Annotated in this window: 18 protein-coding genes; 2 read left to right on the forward strand and 16 right to left on the reverse strand. The window is 68.5% G+C overall.

Features of this window, described 5'->3' with window-relative positions:
- Positions 1-143: 143 nt before the first annotated feature.
- The 7 genes from CFB43_RS24575 to CFB43_RS24605 form a co-directional block, all read right to left on the reverse strand.
- Entirely contained in the window at positions 144-1589 is a 1446-nt protein-coding gene (locus CFB43_RS24575; protein ID WP_089462634.1) for an NAD-dependent succinate-semialdehyde dehydrogenase, read from the reverse strand.
- Positions 1590-1741: 152 nt separating this feature from the next.
- A complete protein-coding gene (locus CFB43_RS24580; protein WP_089496944.1) occupies positions 1742-3040 on the reverse strand; it encodes a c-type cytochrome in 1299 nt (432 codons plus the stop codon).
- A gap of 15 nt (positions 3041-3055) precedes the next feature.
- Positions 3056-5278, reverse strand: a complete 2223-nt coding sequence (locus tag CFB43_RS24585) for a xanthine dehydrogenase family protein molybdopterin-binding subunit (protein ID WP_089496945.1) — start codon at positions 5276-5278, stop codon at positions 3056-3058.
- 1 nt (position 5279) lies between these two features.
- Entirely contained in the window at positions 5280-5735 is a 456-nt protein-coding gene (locus CFB43_RS24590) for a (2Fe-2S)-binding protein (protein WP_089432687.1), read from the reverse strand.
- A 135-nt stretch (positions 5736-5870) separates the two neighbouring features.
- Positions 5871-6170, reverse strand: coding sequence for a putative quinol monooxygenase (locus CFB43_RS24595; RefSeq protein WP_089496946.1), 300 nt, complete (start codon positions 6168-6170; stop codon positions 5871-5873).
- 100 nt (positions 6171-6270) lie between these two features.
- Entirely contained in the window at positions 6271-7329 is a 1059-nt protein-coding gene (locus CFB43_RS24600) for an NADP-dependent oxidoreductase (protein WP_089496947.1), read from the reverse strand.
- 234 nt (positions 7330-7563) lie between these two features.
- Positions 7564-8184: a TetR/AcrR family transcriptional regulator gene (locus tag CFB43_RS24605; RefSeq protein WP_089496948.1), complete on the reverse strand. Its 621-nt coding sequence runs from the start codon at positions 8182-8184 to the stop codon at positions 7564-7566.
- A 306-nt stretch (positions 8185-8490) separates the two neighbouring features.
- Here CFB43_RS24605 and CFB43_RS24610 point away from each other — a divergent pair, with 306 nt between their 5' ends.
- A complete protein-coding gene (locus CFB43_RS24610; protein ID WP_089496949.1) occupies positions 8491-10062 on the forward strand; it encodes a hypothetical protein in 1572 nt (523 codons plus the stop codon).
- A 131-nt stretch (positions 10063-10193) separates the two neighbouring features.
- Here CFB43_RS24610 and CFB43_RS24615 read toward each other — a convergent pair whose 3' ends face one another.
- Together CFB43_RS24615 and CFB43_RS24620 are read right to left on the reverse strand one after the other, a co-directional pair.
- Positions 10194-11216, reverse strand: coding sequence for a DNA-binding protein (locus tag CFB43_RS24615; protein WP_089496950.1), 1023 nt, complete (start codon positions 11214-11216; stop codon positions 10194-10196).
- A 513-nt stretch (positions 11217-11729) separates the two neighbouring features.
- Entirely contained in the window at positions 11730-12575 is an 846-nt protein-coding gene (locus tag CFB43_RS24620) for a phage tail tip lysozyme (RefSeq protein ID WP_256990118.1), read from the reverse strand.
- Here CFB43_RS24620 and CFB43_RS37960 point away from each other — a divergent pair.
- Positions 12574-13839 carry a hypothetical protein gene (locus tag CFB43_RS37960; RefSeq protein ID WP_144023105.1) on the forward strand — a complete coding sequence of 422 codons (1266 nt, stop codon included), beginning with the start codon at positions 12574-12576 and terminating at the stop codon, positions 13837-13839. The genes CFB43_RS24620 and CFB43_RS37960 overlap by 2 nt on opposite strands.
- 57 nt (positions 13840-13896) lie before the next feature.
- Here CFB43_RS37960 and sctC read toward each other — a convergent pair whose 3' ends face one another.
- From sctC to CFB43_RS24665, 7 genes are all read right to left on the reverse strand, one after another.
- A complete protein-coding gene (gene sctC, locus CFB43_RS24635) occupies positions 13897-15684 on the reverse strand; it encodes a type III secretion system outer membrane ring subunit SctC (protein ID WP_089496953.1) in 1788 nt (595 codons plus the stop codon).
- Positions 15685-15723: 39 nt separating this feature from the next.
- Positions 15724-17187 (reverse strand): helix-turn-helix transcriptional regulator, encoded by a 1464-nt coding sequence (locus tag CFB43_RS24640; protein WP_089496954.1) that lies wholly within the window; start codon positions 17185-17187, stop codon positions 15724-15726.
- A 134-nt stretch (positions 17188-17321) separates the two neighbouring features.
- On the reverse strand, positions 17322-18149 hold the full coding sequence (sctT, locus tag CFB43_RS24645; RefSeq protein ID WP_089496955.1) for a type III secretion system export apparatus subunit SctT: 828 nt from the start codon (positions 18147-18149) through the stop codon (positions 17322-17324).
- Positions 18150-18155: 6 nt separating this feature from the next.
- On the reverse strand, positions 18156-18671 hold the full coding sequence (locus CFB43_RS24650) for a hypothetical protein (protein ID WP_089496956.1): 516 nt from the start codon (positions 18669-18671) through the stop codon (positions 18156-18158).
- Positions 18671-20017, reverse strand: coding sequence for a type III secretion system ATPase SctN (sctN, locus tag CFB43_RS24655; RefSeq protein ID WP_046547818.1), 1347 nt, complete (start codon positions 20015-20017; stop codon positions 18671-18673). The genes CFB43_RS24650 and sctN overlap by 1 nt, the downstream gene beginning before the upstream one ends.
- Positions 20014-20862, reverse strand: a complete 849-nt coding sequence (sctL, locus tag CFB43_RS24660) for a type III secretion system stator protein SctL (RefSeq protein WP_089496957.1) — start codon at positions 20860-20862, stop codon at positions 20014-20016. Before sctL ends, sctN begins: the two co-directional genes overlap by 4 nt.
- On the reverse strand, positions 20847-21617 hold the full coding sequence (locus tag CFB43_RS24665) for a type III secretion protein HrpB4 (protein ID WP_089496958.1): 771 nt from the start codon (positions 21615-21617) through the stop codon (positions 20847-20849). The genes sctL and CFB43_RS24665 overlap by 16 nt, the downstream gene beginning before the upstream one ends.
- Between the last annotated feature and the right edge of the window lie 3 nt (positions 21618-21620).

The raw sequence follows: 21620 nt of genomic DNA on the forward strand, positions 1-21620 counted from the left end.
CATATTGAAATGCCGACGGGGTTGCCGTTCGAATGCACGGCGGGAGTGAGACGCCGGCGAGAAACCGGGCGCCCCGCCCGGCCCGCGCCGATCGCGTGCGCGACGCCAGCAAGCGCCGCGCATGCGATCGATATCGACGACCGTCAGACGGCCATCACCGTCACCGACTTCGTGACGAGGTACGGCTCGAGCGCTTCCGGCCCGCCTTCCGACCCGTAGCCCGAGTCCTTCACGCCGCCGAACGGCATTTCCGGCCACGGCGTCGCCGGCTGGTTGATCCACAGCATCCCGACTTCGAGGCGCTGCGTGAGCAGGTGCACGTTCGCGAACGAACGCGTGAACGCGTAGCCGGCGAGACCGAACGGCAGACGGTTCGCTTCCGCGATCGCCTCTTCGAGCTTGTCGAAACCGCGAATCGCCGCGACCGGGCCGAACGGCTCGTTGTTGAACACGTCCGCTTCGAGCGGCACGTTCGCGATCACGGTCGGCGCGAAGAAGTTGCCTTCCGAGCCGATCCGCTCGCCGCCGGTTTCGATGCTCGCGCCGACCTTGCGCGCGTTGTCGATGACCGACGCCATCGCGGTCAGGCGGCGCGGGTTCGCGAGCGCGCCGAGCGTCGTGCCTTCCTCGAGGCCGTTGCCGACCTTCAGCCCTTCCGCATGCTTGACCAGCGCGCGCGTGAATTCGTCGCGGATGCTGTTGTGCACGAGGAAGCGCGTCGGCGAGATGCAGACTTGCCCCGCGTTGCGGAACTTCGCGCCGCCGGCTGCCTTCACCGCGAGCGCGACGTCGGCGTCCTCGGCCACGATCACCGGTGCATGGCCGCCCAGCTCCATCGTCGCGCGCTTCATGTGCAGGCCCGCCATCGCGGCGAGCTGCTTGCCGACCGGCGTCGAGCCCGTGAACGTGACCTTGCGGATCACCGGGTGCGGGATCAGGTACGACGAGATTTCAGCCGGATCGCCGTACACGAGGCCGATCACGCCGGCCGGCACGCCGGCGTCGACGAACGCGCGCAGCAGCGCGGCCGGCGAGGCCGGGGTTTCTTCCGGCGCTTTCACGAGGAACGAGCAGCCGGTGGCCAGTGCGGCGCTCAGCTTGCGCACGACCTGGTTGACCGGGAAGTTCCACGGCGTGAAGGCGGCGACCGGGCCGACCGGCTCCTTCACGACCGTCTGCTGTGCGCCGAGGTTGCGCGGCGGCACGATCCGGCCGTACACGCGGCGGCCTTCGTCCGCGAACCATTCGATGATGTCCGCCGCCGACAGCACTTCGACGCGCGCTTCGGTGAGCGGCTTGCCCTGCTCCTGCGTCATCAGCTGCGCGATCGCGTCGGCGCGTTCGCGCACCAGCGCGGCCGCCTTGCGCATCGTCGCCGCGCGCTCGTGCGCGGGCACCTTGCGCCAGGCTTCGAAGCCGCGTTGCGCGGCGGCGAGCGCCCGGTCGAGATCGGCGATGCCCGCGTGGGCCACCTTGCCGATCGGCTTGCCGGTCGCCGGGTTCACGACGTCGATCGTCTTGCCGCTCGCGGCGTCGACCCACTCGCCGTCGATCAGCAGTTGCGTATCCGTATAAGTCACGTTAGCCATCCAGACACCCCTACATTGCGTCGATAAACGCGCGCTGCCGCGAACGGCCGCGCGCCGGTTGACAGAAAAAGCCACGCCGCCGGGGCAGGCACGCACCCGGCGGCAGTGACGGCGGGCACGCCGGCCCGCCCTCGTTCCGCATGGGGCCGCGCTCAGCGCGCGGCCGCCGTCGCCTTGCGGAGTTTCGCGACGTCCGCCGCCTGCACGGCCGGCGCGCCGTTGTTCCAGCCGGCGCGCATGAACGTCAGCACGTCGGCGATCTGCCGGTCGTTCAACTGGTTCGAGAACGCCGGCATCGGATACGCGGACGGCACGCCACCGATCACGAGCGTGTCGCTGCCGTTCAGCGTCACGTTGATCAGCGACGATGCATCGGCTTCGAGCACGTTCGGATTGCCGGCGAGCGGCGCGAGCAGCGGCGCGTAACCGCGCCCGTCCGCGCCGTGGCAATGCAGGCAGTAAGCGTTATACACCTTCGCGCCCGGATCGGCCGCCGGCCGGCCCAGCGCGGCCTGCGTCGCCTTCGGATCGTAGCTGTACGGCGGCGCGCCCGTGCCGCCTGCCGCCGGCAGCGATTTCAGGTAACGCGAAATCGCCGCCAGATCGTCGTCGGAGAGCGCCTGCATGCTGTGGTTGATCACGCTCACCATCGAGCCGAACGCGGTCGCATGGCGGTTCGCGCCGGTCTTCAGGAACTGCGCGACCTCGGCCTCGTTCCAGCGGCCGAGCCCCGTGTTGGGCTCGCCGGTCAGGTTCGATGCGAACCAGTTGTCGATCGGCGCGCCCGACAGGAACGCCGCGCCGCCTTCGTCGAGCGCCTTCTCCTGGAAGCCGACGCCGCGCGGCGTGTGGCACGACCCGCAGTGCCCGAGCCCCTGCACGAGATACGCGCCGCGGTTCCACATCGCATCCTTGGCCGGCTTGTCGGCATAAGGCGTCGTGTCGAGGAACACCTTGTTCCACAACGCGAGCGGCCAGCGCATGTTGAGCGGCCACGGGATATCCGACGGCCGGTTCGCCTGCTTCACCGGCTCGACGCCGTGCATGAAATACGCGTACAGCGCCTTCACGTCGTCGTCCTTCAGCTTCGCGTACGACGGGTACGGCATCGCCGGATACAGGTTGTGACCGTCCTTCGCGACACCCTTGCGCAACGCGCTTTCGAAGTCGGCTTCGGTATAGCCGCCGATGCCCGTTTCCGGATCGGGCGTGATGTTGGTCGTGTAGATCGCGCCCATCGGCGTGACCATCTTCAGGCCGCCGGCGAACGGCGTGCCGCGCGGTGCGGTGTGGCACGCGACGCAGTCGCCCGCTTTCGCGAGATACGCGCCGCGCGCGACGAGCGCGCTGTCGGCCGGCGCCGCCTGCGCGGCATATGCGGCCGTGCCGGCCAGCAGTGCGGACACGGTGAGCAACGACGTGCCGAGCGTCTTCAGGGTGAGGTTTTTCATGGTCGTCGCCTCCCCTCAAGCCGTCTTCAGCTGGTCGCCGACCGGCAGCTTGCGCAGCCGCTTGCCGGTTGCCGCGAAGATCGCGTTGGCCACCGCCGCGGCGGTCGCGGCCGTACCCGGCTCGCCGATCCCGCCCGGCGCCTCGCCGCTTTTCACCAGATGGACCTCGATCGGCGGCGTCTCGTTGATCCGCAGCATCCGGTAGTCGGTGAAGTTGCTCTGCACGACGCGGCCCTCCTCGATCGTGATCTCGCCATACAGCGCGCCGGTGATCCCGAAAATGATGCCGCCCTGCACCTGCGCCTCGATCGTGTTCGGGTTGACGACCATGCCGCAATCGACCGCGCACACGACACGCTTCACCTGCACTTCGCCGTTGTCCACCGCCACATCGACGACGATCGAGAAGAAGCTGCCGAACGCGTGCATCACCGAGACGCCGCGCCCTTGCCCCGTCGGCAGCGCCGGGCCGCCCCAGCCGGCCGCCTTCGTCGCGACGTCGAGCACGTTGAGCGCGCGCGGCGTCTTGCCGAGCAGCGCGCGGCGGTATTGCACCGGGTCGGTCTTGGTCTGCGCGGCGAGTTCGTCGATGAAGCTCTCGACCACGAACGTGCCGCGCGTCGGGCCGACGCCGCGCCAGAACGCGGTCGGCACGTGGCGCGGCTCCTGGCGCACGTAGTCGACCAGCTGGTTCGGCAGGTCGTACGGCAGCTCGGCCGCGACTTCGACCGCATCGGGATCGACGCCGTGCTGGAACGCCGGCGGTGCGAAGCGCGCCATGATCGACGAGCCGACGATCCGGTGCTGCCACGCGACCGGCTTGCCGTTCGCGTCGAGGCCGGCCGAGATCCTGTCGTAGTAGCACGGCCGGTACATGTCGTGCTGCACGTCTTCCTCGCGCGTCCAGACTACCTTCACCGGTGCGTTGACCTGTTTGCCGACCTTCACGGCCTGGCCGATCATGTCCGTCTCGAGCCGCCGGCCGAAGCCGCCGCCGAGCAGGTGGTTGTGCACGACGATCCGGTCGGGCGCGAGGCCCGTGAGCTGCTGTACGGTATCGCGCGCCCGCGTCGGCACCTGCGTGCCGACCCAGATCTCACAGCCGTCGCCACGCACGTGCACCGTGCAGTTCACCGGTTCCATCGTCGCGTGGGCGAGCAACGGCTGCTCGTAGACGGCGTCGACGCGCGTCTTCGCATTCGCGAACGCCTTGTCGACGTCGCCGTCCTTGCGTGCGACCGCGCCCTTGCCGTTCGCCGCCGCCTGCGCGAGATCCGCGAACAGATCCTTCGTCGAGACTTTCGCGCCCGCGCCCTCGTTCCACTTCACGACCAGCGCCGACGCGCCGCGCTTCGCGGCCCACGTGTGATCGCCGACCACCGCCACCGCGTTGTCGACGCGCACGACCTGGCGCACGCCGGGGAGCTTCTTCGCGGCCGTGTCGTCGACGCTCGCGACCGTGCCGCCGAACACCGGGCTGTTCACGATCACCGCGTAAAGCATGCCGGGCAAGCGCACGTCGAGCCCGAACTGCGCGGTGCCGTCGACCTTCTCCGGCGAATCGAGCCGCTTCGCGGGCGTGCCGATCAGCTTGAAATCTGCCGGCTGCTTCAGCGCGACGTCCTTCGGCACCGGCAGCTTCGCCGCCGCATCGGCGAGCTGGCCGTACGACGCGCGCCGGCCGCTCGGCGGATGCTGCACTTCGCCGTTCGCGGCGCGGCAGGCTGCCGGATCGACGTTCCATTGCTTCGCGGCCGCCGCGACCAGCAGCGTGCGCGCGGTGGCGCCGGCACGGCGCAGCGGCTCCCATGCGTAGCGTATCGACGTCGAGCCGCCGGTGAGCTGGCCGCCGAGCAGCGGATCGAGGAACAGCTTCTCGTTCGGCGGCGCATGATCGAGCGTCACGCTCGACAGCGGCACTTCGAGCTCTTCCGCGATCAGCATCGGCAGCGCCGTATAGACGCCTTGCCCCATCTCGACCTTCGGCATCACCAGCGTGACCTTGCCGGCGCGGTCGATCTGCACGAACGCGTTCGGTGCGAACACGCCCGGTTGAGCCGGCTCGGCGGCATCGCCGCCGATCACCGAACGACGCGCATCGTCACCCGCGGCCGGCATGCTGAAGCCGAGCAGCAACCCGCCGCCGGCCGCCGCGCCCAGCGACATGCCGAACTTGAGGAACGAACGGCGCGACACGCCCGCGCCGGCCCGACCGGCTTCGATCAGTCCTCGTGACATGTCAGGCCTCCTTCGCGGCTTGCTTCACGGCCGCGCGAATCCGGTTGTACGTGCCGCAGCGGCAGATGTTGCCGGCCATCGCCGCGTCGATGTCGGCGTCGCTCGGGTTCGGGTTCGACGCGATCAGCGCGGTGGCGGCCATCACCTGCCCCGACTGGCAATAGCCGCACTGGACGACGTCGAGCGCGCGCCAGGCCTGCTGGACCTTGTGGCCGGCCGGCGTCGCGCCGACGGCTTCGATCGTCGTGATCTTGCGGCCGGCGACCGCCGCGACCGGCAGCACGCACGAGCGTGCGGCGACGCCGTCGAGATGCACCGTGCACGCGCCGCACTGCGCGATTCCGCAGCCGAACTTCGTGCCGGTGAGACCGACGACGTCGCGCAGCACCCAGAGCAAGGGCATGTCGTCGGGGGCGTCGACCGAGCGGGTTTCGCCGTTGATGTTGAGGGTGATCATTCAGCCTCCGGGGCCGGTGTATTGGGGAAGCGACGCGAACGATGCGTCGCGTGGTGTTGTCATCGCCGCCGCGTGCAGTGCGGCGGGTGCCGTGCGGCCCGGGTGGGCGCGAGCCGCGACGGGCGTACGGCGGCGTTACTCGGCGACGTCGATGCCCGACAGCACCTTGATGACCGGCGGCGCGGTGAACCAGTCGGCCGACTTCGCGCGGAATTCGCCGAAGTACGGGCTCGCGAGGTGCGCGTCGAACGCGGCCTGGTCGTCGTAGATTTCGTACAGGTGCAGGTTCGGCGAGCCGTCCTGCTCGCGGAACAGGTCGTAGCGCCGGTTGCCCGGCTCGGTGCGCGTCTTCGCGACCATGCCGCGCAGCTCGGCCTCGGCGGCCGCCGCGTGTTCGGGTTTCAGGAACAGGGAAGCAATCACGTGAAGCGCCATCTTGTCATTCTCCTAGTCGTCGATAGCGGAATCGAGCATGCCACAAGCCGGCGTCGCGTGACGCCAGCGTGCAGCCGTTGTGTGTCGCCGTGCCGAGGCGTCAGGCCAGTTCGTCCGGGCCCACGCGCACGACGACCTTGCCGAAGTTCTTGCCGGCCAGCAGGCCGATCAGCGCTTCCGGCGCATCGGCGAGATCGGGGACGACGTCCTCGCGCGTCTTCACCTTGCCCTGCGCGACCCATTCGCTCATGTCCTTCATGAACGTCGCATAGCCGGTGGCATAGTGATCCATGATGATGAAACCCTGCATCCGGATGCGCTTGCGCAGGATCGTGCCCATCAGTGCCGGCACGCGGTCGCGGCCGGTCGACACGGCCTTGTCGTCGTAAGCCGCGTCGTTGTAGTGCGCGATGATCCCGCACACGGGTACGCGCGCATGGTCGTTGAGCAGCGGCCACACCGCGTCGAACACGGCCCCGCCGACGTTCTCGAAATAGATGTCGATGCCGTTCGGGCATGCTTCCTTCAGCTTCGCGGCGAACGCCGGATCGCGGTGGTCGACGCACACGTCGAAACCGAGCGTATCGGTCACGTACGCGCACTTGTCGGCGCCGCCCGCGACCCCGACCACGCGGCAGCCCTTCAGCTTGGCGATCTGGCCGACCACCGCGCCGACCGCACCGCTCGCCGCCGCAACGACCACGGTTTCGCCGGCCTTCGGCTCGCCGATCGTCAGCAGTCCGGTATAGGCGGTGAAGCCCGGCATGCCGAGCACGCCGAGCGCGTACGACGGATGGGCGAAGTCGCGGCCGAGCGGAATCAGGCCGCGGCCGTCGGACAACGCATAGTCCTGCCAGCCGGCGCCTGCGACCACCAGGTCGCCTTCGCGGAACGCCGGCAGGTTCGACGAGACGACCTGGCTGACCGTGCCGCCGACCATCGGCTGGCCGAGTTCGGCCGGCGGCGCATAAGACGGTGCGTCGCTCATCCGGCCGCGCATGTACGGGTCGAGCGACAACCAGACCGTGCGCAGCAGCACCTGGCCGGCGCCGGGCGTCGGCACGTCACCGGATTCGGCGCGGAAGTTGCCCGGCGTCGGCGCGCCGACCGGGCGCGAATTCAGGATGATCTGGCGATTAGCGGTCTTGCTTTGTGGCATGTGAGCCTCCGTCAACAGGAATGGACGTGCTTCGTGGGCACGATCGGATCAGGGATGGACCAGCGGGAGACGCACGCGGGCGGCTGCATCGGCGCTCAGGCCGGCGCGGCTGCGTGCATGCGGTTGAATCAATCGGGACAGCGTAACGCGGTGTGACACGTTCGTCATGCGTGGATGAGTAGACCAGTCGTCTAGAATCGGGGTAAAAACAAGGCGCGCCGATGCGCGCCCGCGTTACGACTGCGCGCCGCCCGGCTCGAGCGGCGGCAGGTTCAGCATGCGCCGCGTTTCGACCATCGCCCGTTCGAGCGGCTTGCGATTGCGGTGAATCTTCTCCAGCAGCGTTGCGCCCAGCCACAGCTCGTACAGGATCGCGGCCGTATGCGACGGATCGGCGACCCCGCTCAGCGAACCGTCGGCCAGCCCGGCCTCGATGCCGCCCGCGAGCCGCTCGATGATCTGGCTCGTGCCCTGCCGCAGCACCGCGCGCATCGCTTCCGACAGATCCGACACTTCCGCGCCGAGCTTCACCGCGAGGCACTTGCCTTCCGGATCGTCCGCGCATTGCGTGTGCAGCCAGTTGCGCCAGTACGTCATCAGGCGCTCCGCGCCCGTGCCGGCCTGATGCTTGAACAGGTTGTCGAGGTGCGCGAGATAGCCGTCGAAATACGATTCGAGCAGCGCTTCGCCGAATGCCTCTTTCGAGCCGAAGTAATGGTAGAACGAGCCCTTCGGGATGCCCGCCGCAGCGAGAATCTCGTTCAGGCCGACCGCCGAAAACCCCTTGTGGAGCATGATCGGCTTGGCGATATTCAGGATGTGCTGGCGGACTTCCGCGCCCGAAGATGCATTCATGATGGCGTATGGTAGCAACGATTAGACCGGTCGTCTAGTGACGTCGAGCCGGCATGTTGAGCGGCACTTTACCCGATCCCCGCCTGGCGCCCAAACGTCGCGCCGGCATGCCGCCCTCCTTCCCGCTCCGCCGAGCGCGCGGCGTCACACGCCCGACTCGGTTTCGTCGCAGGCGTTTCATCGATCTCCCGCATAAATACGCGCGGCGCATGTGCCGGCGATCGGCCCGTTTCGATCGGCATTGCACACGTGTGCAATGCGCCGGATCGTCGTTGTCGCCTCCCGAAACCGTGACCAGGAACGTCCATGACCGCTTCGAAACCCGAACGCCCGTCCGCGCCGAACCGCCGGCGCTTCATCCAGCGCGGCGCCGCGCTGACCCTGTCGCCGCTCGTCGGCTCGCTGGCTGCCTGCGGCGGCGACGGCAGCCCGACGTCCGCGTCGTCGTTCGCCGCCGCCGGCGCCGCGGATGCCTCCGCGCGCAGCTACGGCATCGCCGACCGCTCGATCACGATCAACGTCGTCAATGCGATCCCGTCGACGACGCTCGCGTACGGCAACGCGGCGAGCCAGAGCGGCTCGCTGCCGCAGGCGTCGCAAGCGCAGGTCGCCACCGGGCAATCGACCGCCGTCAGTGCGTCGAACAGCTGGGGCGACTGCACGGGATCGTTCAGCCTTGCCGGCGGCGACGCATCGTTTGCCATTTCGTACACCCATCCGTTCGGGTCGCAGCCGACCACCGTCAGCGTCACGCCGTCCGCCGGCTACGTGTCGGGCGCCGACGCCGCCACGTTTCCCGGTCACGACTCGGTCGCGAATCTCATGCTGTATCGCGGCGTCCCGACCGCGAACGGCGCGTGGGTCGTTCCGCTCGCGCAGCTCGCGACGCCGCCGGCCAACAACTGCCAGGATTTCGCGAACAGCATGTTCGGCAGCAACGTGCGCACGGCCGCGGCCATCCAGTCCGCGTACCAAGGCACCGGCCCGCTCGGCTACGTGCCGCCCGCCGACTTCACCGGCGGCCAGCTGGCGGCCTTCGTCACGCAATGGGCGCAGCGCTGGCAGAGCGGCGCGGCCTATGGCGTGCTGCCCGCTGCCGATGCGCAACTCGTCGACGCGCTGAAACAGTACGTATCCGGCGCGTCGAACGCCGGCCCGCTGACGATGTGGGTGCCGCAGATCGCGTGGCAGGCCGGCTCCGCTCCGGCGGTGTTCGCGCTGACGGGCTATCGCGCGTTTCCGTTCGTCGATGCACAGGGCAACTGGAATACGAGCACGCTGTCCGCGTTCCTGACGCTGCTGGCGGCCGGCTCGCATATCGTCGCGATCAGCGCGACGAGCGACCTGCCGGCGGGCGTCACGATGCAGGCGTTCGACAGCTTCATGGGCGCGAGCGGCCTGACGACGTCGACGGATATCGGCAACTCGCACTACGCGTCGGTGTTGAACACGACGGGCCGCTATTACCTGAGCGTCGGCAGTGATTTCGCGCCGGCGAACTGCGGGCTGATCCTGTCGTTCCTGTACGGGCGCACGGTGAACAACCTGCTCGCGGGCGCCGGCACGTACAACACGTTCATCCAGCTCGAAGGCTGGCAGGCCGGCGGTTCGCGGCACAACGCCGACTATGCGACGTATCAGCAGACGCTGTGGAACATCTCGACGTATGGGGCGTCCGCGTATAGCGAGAAGCGCGCGACGTCGATTTTCCTCGCGCCCGCCGGGTGGACGCCGCAGGTCTATCAGACGACGCGGATGATGCCGTACGTCGGTGCCTACGCGCAGTCGAATGGGTCGCCGCAGGGCTGGCTCAATACGTCGCTCGTCACGATTCCGGCGGATGCGCCGGCGTTGCCGTCGCGGTATGTGTCGAGTTGATCGGTATCGGTGGATGGGTGGGCGATCGGGGGTGTGAGGGGCTCGGTCGCTTGCGTGGCCGCTTCAGGCTTCCGGGCTCCGGGCTCCGGACGTGCGTCGCCTTCGGCCGACGCACGCTTGCGGTTTCTACTTCAACGAGGCGGCGCTTCGTCCGCGCGCTTTCGCGTGCGCGCCCTCCGCTCGTCCCGTTGTGCGGCGGGCGCTGCCTTGGCGCCACGCAGCGCCGACCGGCGCGAGAGCGCCGTCATTTCGCGCCGCAGCGCATCGAGTTCCTTGACCCGTGCCGCCTCGGTCGCCTGCGCACCGTCGAGCTGCCCTTGAAGCACGCCGCATCGGTGGAGCGCGTCGCCGAGCTGCGTCTGCAGTGCGGCCATTTCCTTGCGCTGCTGCGCATCGCGCTGCTCCATGCGCAAGGCTGCTGCCTCGAGTTCCTTCTGCAGCCGCGCGGCCGCGAGCCGCTCGCGATCGATCTCCTGAAGCGCCCGCTTCTCCGACGCGCGCAAGCGCTCCTCGGCCCGACCGGCGTCGTCGCGCAGCCGGTCGAGCTGGGTGGTGAAATCCGCGCGCGCCTGCGCAAGTGCGCGGTCGCCTTCCGCGTTGTCGGCCGTGAGGCGTTCGATGTCCGCTTGCAGCGCTTGCCGCGATGCGTCGTCCGCCGCCCTCGCCTGTTCCAGTTCCTGAATGCGCACCTGCGCGGCCAGCAGCGCGGCCGTGCGTTGCTCCAGCGCGGTTTCGGTGCGGGCCAGTTCGGCCTGCAATGCCGCGACTTCCGCCCTTGCCGCTACCCGCTCGGCCTCGACCTCCGCGCGCAATGCGTCGAGCGCGCCGGCCGCGTCGGCGCTCGACCGATTCCATAGCGCCGCCACCAGCTCACCGGCGGCCGCCTGCAGATCGGCCGGCAGGTCGGGATGCTCGATGCGCACGCGACTCTTTTCCCGCAGCTCGGCCCAGAACTCGCCGAGGACGGCCGTCGGCGTGCTCATGCTGCCCTTGCGGACGAGCTGGTACAGGCGGTTTGCGGTGGGCGTGATGCCGAAACGGAAGAACAGCAGCGCGCAGGCTTCGCGATAGAGCTCGCGGGTTTTCGGGAAGTCGGCCTTGAGGCGCTCGATTTCGGCGGTCAGGCGGGATTCGTCGGCAGCGAGATCGGACATGGCGGGTTGGGCTGGTGATTTCGTAAATAATATAACGTAAACCGTTAAATATCCAATTTATCACGCCTTTTAATTTGACATTATTTCTATAATGTCGAGCGTGATGGATCGCCATGTCGCGTACGGTGCACTCGCGCACGACGCCGGCCCAGGCAGGACCGGGGGCGTGTGCGGGCATATGTTGCCGTAGCGACAGGGATGGCGAGCGAGGGGAAAGATCGGGCGGTGTGGGAGCCGGGGCGCTGCCGAATCGCCGGGGGCGACGCCGGGGCGCGTATGCGTCCCGTCGCTGTCGAGCGGGACCCTGCGCGTGCGCCCGCCGTCCGGACGCGTGCCACCGATCTACCGGACGATGCGGAAGATGTGTCGTGCGGCGCCAATGCGCGCCCAGGCATCATGCCGCCGGCACGCTGCCAGTCGCGATAACGGCAGGTGTGCCGTCGCTGGCCGCGGTACGGGGCAAGCGGGAATGCGGGCCGCCGCCGCGTTGACGCGCCGGACGGCGGATACGGCTCAGAGCCCTTCGTTCAGGAAGTTCTGTGCGTACTGGAGCCGGTTGTCCATCTGCGGATCGGTCGCCTGCTCGTAGTCGGTGTCCCAGACCTGGGCGGCCTGCGACACGTTCGTCGTGTTCTTCAGGTCGGAAATCGTCTTGCTGTACGGGCCGTCGAGTTCCTGGTTCATGTAGCCGATGTTCGCGTCGAGGCTGCCCGGATCGAGGTTGTGCTGCTGCGCATACGCGATCTCGCCCTGCTTGCGCGTGCCGCCCCACTGCGCGAGCCCCCAGCCGTTCGCGTTGTCGTCCGCGAAGTTGCCCGACGGCGCGCCTTCGGCGCCGCCCTGGTTGACGTTCGGCTTCAGGCCGCTTTCCTGCTGCAGGTTGCCGAGCACGCCCGCGATCTGCGTATCGTTCAGCCCGTAGCGGCTGCGCAGGTCGTCCGCGATCGCATGTGCCGCGCTGCCGCCCGTGTTCGCGGGGAGCGTCGACCCACTCTGGCCATGCGTCTGCCCGTCGCTCTGCCCGCCTGGCGGGATACTGGCGTTCGCCGGCGGTGCGCTGCCGGCCGGCGGCGCGTCGTTCGACGACGGCCCGTTCAGCGAGAACGAAAGCGGTGTGCCGTCGTTGCTGCCGCCGTCGCCGCTCGCCAGCCGTATCGACGGCATCCCGCCTCCGTTTCCATCGCCGGCAGGCTGCGTTCCGTCAGCGGCCGACGCCTGCTTGAGCGCGGCGAACACCGCTTGCAGGATCTGCTCGAGTTGGGCCAGCACCTGCGTGATCTGCGCCTGGTTCGAACCGGAATCCTGCGAAGGGTCGAAGTTCGTCGACCCGGTGGAATTCAAACTCACTGTCAAGGACATGACTGCCTCCTTCCGGGAATCGCTGGACGGGCCACCTCGACCGACTATAGGCCGCATGGCGGATGACGCGTGCGGCCGGCGCGAAGCGGGCGACGGGTTTGCGAATCGGAACGGCGCCGCGCGCGGTCGGCGCCGCCACCGGCGAGCTTCGCCACGCTGCACTTCGGCACTTCGCGTCGCGCGCCGGTGTTTCGTGTCGGGCCGCCCGGGCGCTGCGCCGAGGCATACAGTCGAAGGGCCTACGATGCTGCCAGGGGCAAGCGACCAACGGCAAACGGCAAACGACGCCGGCCTGACGCAGTCCGGCCGGCGCAAACGGCGACGCGCGCCGGTCGACGAGCGCGCCTCCCCCGATCACTCCCCGCGGAGAACGGCGCTCATGATCACCATCACCGTCCAGGGCAACGCCCCGATTTCCCGGACCGACCCCGCGCGCGACGCCGGATCGGCGGACAGCCCGGGTTCGCAACAGATCGCGCAGATCATCCAGGCACTGATGGCGGAGCTCAAAAGCCTGTTGTCAGGGCAAAACGGCAACGACTCGCCCTCCTCGCCACCGGTGGCAAGCACGGGCCGGTCCGCCCCGCCGTTGGCCAACCATGAGGTCCAGCCGCAGACATTACCGTCGAACGGCCGGAATGCGCCGGTCGATCCGAACACGCCGCGCACCCGGAACGACCAGAATCCGCCGGTTGGCGGAGCGCCCTCCGGAAGCTCGGCGAAACTGTCGACCAACGCGGGCGGTGTGGCGCAGGCCGGCGCGATCGACGGTATCGCCCCGACGTCGACGCAAACCGTCCACACCGGTACGGGCAACGACAAGACCTTCAACGTCACCAACAATACGAACCGGCCCGAGTCGTTCACGTACGCGGTGCAAGGCCAGAACAAGGCGACCCTCACGCTCGCACCGGGCCAGACCGGCACCTTCGTCGGCGGTTCGCACGACATCGGCGTACGGATCTCGCCATCCGATGCGAACGGCAATACGCATCCGGACGAGGTGCTGTACGAAGACGGCGGGGCCGACAACGGGCAGGCGTCCGGCGCGGGCAATCCGGACGTGAGCAAGGTCGACGGCGACAAGGATTTCGCCGGTCACGACGAGAACATGACCGTGACGCTGTCCGACGGGCGCACCGCCGGCGACGGCGACGCGATCCGCCCATACCTGTATTCGACCGACGATGCGGCCGCGATGGGCCTCGCGGGCGATCCGAGCAAGACGGTCAACATCGTGATGTCCGACCGGAACCCGGCCTGACGAGCGCCCGCCCATGCGGCGGCGCCGGCATCGACGGCGCCGCGCATAGCCGCCGGGTCAGAAGTGAATGATCCGCGGCGTCAGCAGGAACACGCGTTCCATGTGCTTGTGCGACCGGTCGGTATTCCGGAACAGCGCGCCGAGCAGCGGGATCTTCGACACCCACGGCACCTGTGCGACGCCGTTCGAATCGTTGTCGGTGCTGTAGCCGGCGATCAGCAGGCTCTCCCCCTCGCCGACGAACGCCTGCGTGTTGATCTCGCTGCTGGTGATGACCGGCAGCGTATCGACCTTGTCGCCGGTGAGCTGGCCGTCCTCGATGTGCACGTCGAGCTTGATCCGCGTCGTGCCGTCGTTCTTGTCCTGCACGACCATCGGCAGCACGCGCAGCGACACGCCGGTCGACACCGAATAGAGATCGCCGGACGTATAACCCTGCACGCGCACGAAGAAGCGCGTCTTGTTGTCCATCACCGCCTCGACGTTGTCGAGCGTCGCGACCTTCGGGCTCGAGTCGATCCGCGCTTGCGACGTCGATTCGAGCGCGGTGATCCGCGCGAGCAGATAGCGCCCGGCATTGCCGAGCACCGCCGTGATCGCGCCGCCGACCGGCGTGGCCGCGACGGACGTGGTGCCGTCGGCCAGCGTCGTCACGCCGAAGTTCGGGTTGATGTTGCCGTTGTAGCCGTTCTGCTGCAGCGTGCCCGAGCCGGTCTGCAGGTCGACGTGGCTGTTGTGCGCGCGCCAGTCCACGCCGATCTGCCGCAGCAGGTCGTCGTTGATCTCGATGATGTGCGCCTCGATCTCGATCAGGTTGGGGCGCGCATCGAGCTTCTCGATCAGCGGCGCATAGAGCCCGATGCGTTGCGGCGTGTCCCGGACCAGCACCGTGTTGGTGGTCGGGTCGGCTTCCACGACGGGCAGGCTTGGGTCGCCCGGCCCGGGATCCGCGGCACCGCCCTGCGTGCCGTCCGACACGGCGCCGTTCTTGCCGCTGCCCGACTGGCCGCCGCCGAACAGCCCGCTGACCAGGCTGCGCGACGCGTCGCCGCCCGCCATGCCCGGCGGCAGCGGCGGTACCGGCGAGCCGCCGGTGGTGCCGCCGGTGGTGCCGCCGCTCGCGTCGGCCATCGGCGACAGGCGCTGCATGCCGCCGATCGTCTGCGCCGACGGATTGCCCGTCGAGCCGCCCTGCTCGGGGTGATAGAGCTTCGACACGACCGTCGCAACGCCCGGCACGACCACGTTCTTGCCGTCGAGCTGCACCTTGTGGTCGGCTGCCCACGCGCTGCTGAGCTTGAACGCGCGCACCACCGTGCCGTTCGAGCGCTGCATGTTCTCGTCGAGATGCTTCGCGACGCCGGCCACCATCTGCACGTACTGCGGGGGCCCGCTGATGATCACGGTGCGTGCGCTGCTGTCGTAGGTCAGCGGATAACGCTTGTCGTCGAGCCGCATGCCGCGCAGCGTGGCGTTGAGATCGGCGATCGACGCGTTGTCGAGCCGGACGATCTGGCGCGTGACGTCGTTCGCGTTGCTGATCGACATGACGCTGCCGTCGTAGAACCACACGAAGCCGAACGTCGCGGCGAGCGTGTCGAGGATCCGTTGCGGCGGCATGTCGAAGCGCCCGGTCACGGTTCCGGTGACGTTGTCCGCAATCGACGCCGTCACGCCCTGACTCGCGAGCAGGTCGCGCAGCACATCCTTCAGATCCTTGCCTTCTGCCGTCACGTGCGCGACGCCGCTGCGCCAGCGCACCGCGTCCGCATGCGCTGCCGCCGTCGCGCCCATGCCGATCACCCACACGGCCCACGCCGCGCAAAATATCGCCTTCGATCTCATCGCTGTCGCACACCCGTTACGGAGGGAAAATTCGGTTCGTTATCGTTCGAGCGTGTGCGACGGCGCTTCGTCGAACTGCTTTCGATAGCCGTTGATCAGCGTCGAGCGGTTCTGCACGCCCCAGCGGCTCGCGGTGGCGAGCACGCCGCCGTCGGACGCCGAGCCGTCCACGAGCTCGGAGCGGATGCGCTCCATCCGCTGGCGGCGGATCAGCTCGGTCGGCGACATGTTCAGGAATTTCCTGAATGCGCTTTGCAGCGCCCGCTCGGTCACGCCGACTTCCGCGGCGATGTCGCGCACGGACAGGTCGGCGTGCTCGAGGTTCTCGAGCAAGAAGGTGTAGGCGCGCCGGTAACGGGCCGGCAAGCGCGCGCCGATGTCGTCGAGCTGGGACGTCTCGCGGATCTTGCGCTCGAGGAACGGCACGCGTGCCGACAGCGCTTCACGCAGGCACTCCATCGAGGTCAGCGCATAGCGGCTGTAGAACTGCTGCGCGTCCTTCAGCCGCCCCTGCGCCTGGCGCGTCTTGGCCACGCAGTACAGGTATTCGATCTGCCGGTGTCCGCCGACGCCCGACTGCGCGGCGCCGTACAGCGGCTCGAGGATCATGTCGGCGACCTGGGCGGCATCGCATGCCAGCATCGCGAGCGCAATATCGAGCCGCAGCGTGCGCTGGTAGTCGCGCAGGTTGTGGTCACGTGCCCAGTTCACGTGCCTGAGCAGTCCGTCGACCGCATTCCGGTCGGCGCCGGTCGCGTCGCGCAACTGGCACAGGTAATCGACGCGTGAGCGCAGCACGGGAATATGCACGCTCGCGAGATCGATCCTGCTTTGCGCGCTGTCGAGGTACGCGTGCAGCGACGCCCGCGCGGAGCGGCCGTGCATCAAGCCGGACTGCCAGTAGACGTGATCCTGCAGCGAGGCCGACGAACGCAGCGTGCACTGCATCGCGATGTCGAGCTTCAGCGCCGCGAGCAGCTCATGCCAGGCCGGCATGGTCGGTTCCGGTGCCTCGCGAGCCAGTTCGCGCAGTTCATCCAGTTCGCCGATCGCTTCGCTCACGCGGCCCAGTTCGTAGAGCACGCAGACGATGCCGACGCGGACTTCGAGCACGCGGTCGATCGGAATGTCGTCCTCGTCCGCTGCGCGGCCGAAGCAGGCCAGCGCCGTATTGAGCCGGTAGCGGAAGAGCGCCTGCCATGCGGTGTTGCGGCAGGATTCCGCGCGCATTGCCTGGCGCGATGCGTGGCTCAGGCGCTGCGCGGCCCGATAGGTTTCTTCCGCTTCCACGTCGCCGCCGGTGAGCAGCTGCATGTCGGCGTGCAGTTGCAGCGCGTACGGCGGATTGCGCGGCGCATCGGCCTCGTCCGCCCAGCGGCTCGCCAGCTGGCGAGCGACGCCGATGTCGCCGTTGAACAGCATGGCGCCGAAACGTTCGCGCCCTGCGGCGAAATCCGGGGTTCCCAGATAGGCAGCAAGCGGGAAATAAAGTGTCGAAAACATAACTGACTCCAGTGCGTGCCGGCTTGTCGGGCCGCCTTGGAGAACAGCGTAATGGAATGAAGTATGAAGAAACTCAATTAATCTAATCTTTGGCCATTTTTTGAGAAAGATTGAGTTTGAAATGAATTAGTAAACTAATGATTATCTGTTTTCCCACGATTTGAAAAAATTCCATTCCATTGCGCCTCGAGGGAATTCAGGGCCAGTTGTCCGTGCACCTGGTCGACGAACAAGCCGATGAAGATCGCGAGCATCGCGATCGCAACCGCGGCCTTCACCGGCTGGCTCAGGCTGGAAATATCCAGCTTCGACGCCGATTTCGACACGAAGCCGAACGCGACGTCGACCAGCACCAGGATGAACAGCAGCGGCGCGGCGAGCTTGGCGATCGACTGCATCAGCGTGTCCGTCTGCCGCAGCACGAACGACGCCACGATATCGCCCGCGATCGGCGCGCCGGTCGATACCGGCCACCAGCCATACGATTCGTACAGCGTGCCGAGCAGGAACGTCATCCCGCCGAGCGCCCAGAACGCCATGATCGCCACTTGCTGCAGCAACGTACCGACGGGCGTGCTCTGTTCCTGGCTGGCGGGATTGGTGATCTGGATGTTGTTGTGTCCGGTCAGGTCGTCGATATAGACGCCCACGCTTTCCGCGACCCAGAACACGGTCGACGCCGCATAGCCCAGCACCAGCCCGATCGCCGCCTCGCGCAGCATCACTTCGGCGAGGAACAGGCCGTGCAGTGCTTCGATGAACGCAATCGGCTGGCCCATGGCGACATACGCGCTGAACACGATCGCGATCGCGTTGCGCACGGTGCCCTGGATCACGCCGTCCGCGGTCGGCGGGAACACGAACATCAGCACGAACAGCCTCAGCGAACAGACGCCGGTCACCGTCAGGTAGCCGATGAAGAGGCCATGCAGGCCGACGAGCGGTTCGAGTGTCTGGGTCATCCGGTGTCATCCCTGGGCGGCACGCGCCCGGATGAACCGGGACGTGGCGATCTCCTCGTTCTCTTCGTCCTGCGCGTCCTCGCGAGCGAGATCGATCGCCTGCCGGATCGTCGCGATCCGTTCGCTGCACTGGTCGATCCGCTGCGTGTTGCGCGCGATGTCGCGCTGAATCCGCGCGATCTCGCTGTCCACGCCCTGGATCAGGCCGTCGAGCTGGGCCAGTTCCGCGACCATCGCGCGCCGGCGGTCGGTCACGACGCCGATGTACCGCACGCACTGGTTGAACGCGTCGATCGAAAAGCCGTCGCTGCCGCCCGTCATCTGCGCGACGCGGGCCTGGTAGCCGTCGATCACCCGCGTCTCGCCGTCGATCTGCGCGACCTTCGCCGCGCGGCGCGCGAGCAATCCCGCGCGTTCGTCGTGTCGCGCGGCGAGCGCGCCGCGCCAGGCATCGATCTCGCGCGTGCGCCGCGCATTCGCGTGTGCGAGCGCGGCGATGCGGTGTCGGTTCGCGTCCGCCATCAGGCAGCCGTCAGTGCATGCAGTCGCGCCTCGGTGTCGGCCAGCGCGACGATTTCGTCGGTAGGCTGCGACAGGAACGCCTTGATCGCGTCGTGCCGTGCGATCGCCTCGTCGGCGAGCGCATTCGCGCCCGGTTTGTATTCGCCGATCTGCAGCAGCATCTCGATCTCGCGGTACTTCGCCATCAATGCGCGCACCCGCGCGGCCGCGTCGACGTACGGCGCGGGCATCACCTGCGACATCACGCGCGACAGGCTGCCGAGTACGTCGATGGCCGGATACTGGTTGCGCGCGGCGATCTCGCGCGACAGGATCATGTGCCCGTCGAGAATCCCGCGGACTTCCTCCGCGATCGGATCGCTGCCGCTCTCGTCTTCGGCGAGGACCGTATAGAGCGCCGTGATCGAGCCGGTCGCGCCCATCCCGGCCCGCTCCAGCAGGCGCGGGAGTTCCGCGAAGATGGACGGCGGGAAGCCGCGCCGGGCCGGCGGCTCGCCGGCGGCCAGCCCGATTTCCCGCCCGGCGCGCGCGAAGCGCGTGAGCGAATCCATCATCAGCAGCACGCGTAGCCCGCGATCGCGGAAGTATTCGGCGATCGCCGTCGCCACGTAGGCCGCCTTCGCGCGCTCCATCGACGAACGGTCGGACGTCGCGCAGACGACGACAGATCTCGCCATGCCGGCCGGCCCGAGAATCAGCTCGACGAATTCGCGCACCTCGCGGCCGCGTTCGCCGATCAGCGCGATCACGTTGATGTCGCAGTCGGTGCCGCGCGCGAACATGCCGAGCAGCGTGCTCTTGCCGACGCCTGCCGGTGCGAAGATGCCCATCCGCTGCCCTTCCGCGAGCGTCATCATCCCGTCCACGACGCGCACGCCGGTTGCCATCGGCGTATCGATCATGCGCCGGCTCATCGGCTCGGGCGGCGACGCGAACACCGGCTGCAGCGTGTCGGACTCGATCTCGGGGCCGCCGTCGACGGGATTGCCGAGGCTGTCGATCACGCGCCCGAGCAGCATGTCGCCGACCTTGACGGCGAGCGAGCGGCCCAGCCCGACCACCTGGGTCGAGCGTGAGATGTCCGTCAGCCGCGAGAACGGCGACAGCAGTGCGCAGTCGCGCGTGAAACCGATCACTTCCGCGTGCTGCAGCAGCGCGCCGGCCGGCGTGCGCAGCTCGCACAGCTCGCCCAGCGATACGTCGAGGCCGCCGACCTTCACGAGCGTGCCGATCACCTCGATCACCTTGCCGGTACGCAGCACCCCCGGCCGCGCGAGGATCTCGCGCTCGATCTCGTCGGTCAGGCGCTCGAAGCCGAGCGTCCGGTCGAACCAGCCGTCCTTCATCGCGACACCTCGGCCGCCGCCGCATCGCCGTTTTCCGCTTCGTCGCCGGTGCCGGCGGCCGCCGCATCATCGGGATCGTCCGCCGCGCCGTTCACGTCGGCCGCGTCGAGGTAGATCGAGCGCTTCAGTGCGCGGGCGACGGCGCTGCGCATCGCCCGCAACTGCGTGTTGAGACTCGCGTCGACCGAGCCGAAATCGGTCTCGCAGACGCACGCGCCGGGCTCGAGCTGCCGGTCGGCCACGATCGACACCGGAATCGGCCGGCCGAGGTCGCGCCACTTTGCCGCGAGCTGGTCGAACGCGGCACGTGCCGCTTCGTAATCCTGCGGATTCACCGCGACACGCAGGTAGGTGGAATTGTCGATGATCCGGTCGACGGTCGACAGCGCGCGCTCGAACAACGCTTCGCGATCCATGCTGTGCACGATGCTCTCGACCGCCGACGCGATGATGTCCGCCAGCCGCTCGCGCATGCGGACCTGCAGGCGGCTCTGCGCGTCGGTCGCATCGGCGAGCCGCTCCATCCATTCCGACAGCGCGCGGTTCGAACCCTCGCGGTAGCCGCGCTGTTCAGCGGTTTCGTAAGTGTCGCGCGCGGCGTCGAGCAGCAGCTCGGCCTGTTCCTCGCCCGCCGCAACGATCGCGGCGGCCTCGGCCTGCGCGTCCTCGAGCACCCGCGCCCGGTCGGCGTCGAGCTGCGCGTAAGCGTCCGCGATCGACAGCAGATGGCCGAACGTCTCGCGCCGGACCACGTCGCCATGCACGCCGAACCGCACCGCGGGGCCGTCCACGCCCGCGTCGCCGGTGCCGGCCGTCATCCGGCTGCTGTTCAGCCAAATAACCATGCCCACTCCCGAAGCAATTCAGGCAGACGACGAAACAGCCGGGCCGTACCCGCTTCGTCGTGCTGCGTCGGCAACGCGTTGAGCCAGGCGGGCACGTCGATCATGCGCGGCAACGCAAGCCGCGACAGCGGAAACGGCAGCCCGGCCGCGCCCTTCAGGTCGCGCAGCATCAGCAGCATCCCTTCGATCGCGAGCGCCTGCGCATCCAGCGACGCGAGCGGCGGCATCGCGACGGCGGCAAGACGTGCCGCGTCGTTCGCGCTGTCGGTGTTCGGGCCGCGCATCAGCACGTCCACGTCGAGCCCCGTCCAGTCGGCGAGCCGCCGTTGCGCATGCCGGTCGATCAGCCGCCGCACCTCGCCGCGGCGCAGCAGCAGCGCACGCATCCGCCAGATCCGCAGCGTCAGCGGCGCGGGTGCGACATCCAGCAGGCACGCGTTCGGCTGCGGCGCGACGGCCGCACCGATGCTGGCGAAGGCGCCCTGAGACAATTCGACGAAACCCGGCGGCGTCACGCCGAGCGCGCGAACCAGCGCGCGCGAGCACCGTACGGCGGCGCTCGTCGGTGCCCCCGCGAGCAGTGCCCGCCAGTCGCGCAGGTGCGCTTCGGGCACGCCGAGCGATGCGGCGATCCACGACGGGTGCACCCAGTCGGCGACGCAATCGACGTTCTCGCGATGACGGTCGAGCGCCGTCGCGACGCGCACGGCCGGCACGCCGGCCTCGAGCCCGGCTGGCGCTGCGAAACCCGCCATCGC

Source organism: Burkholderia sp. AU15512, assembly GCF_002223325.1.
In the GTDB taxonomy this organism is placed as follows: Bacteria; Pseudomonadota; Gammaproteobacteria; order Burkholderiales; family Burkholderiaceae; genus Burkholderia.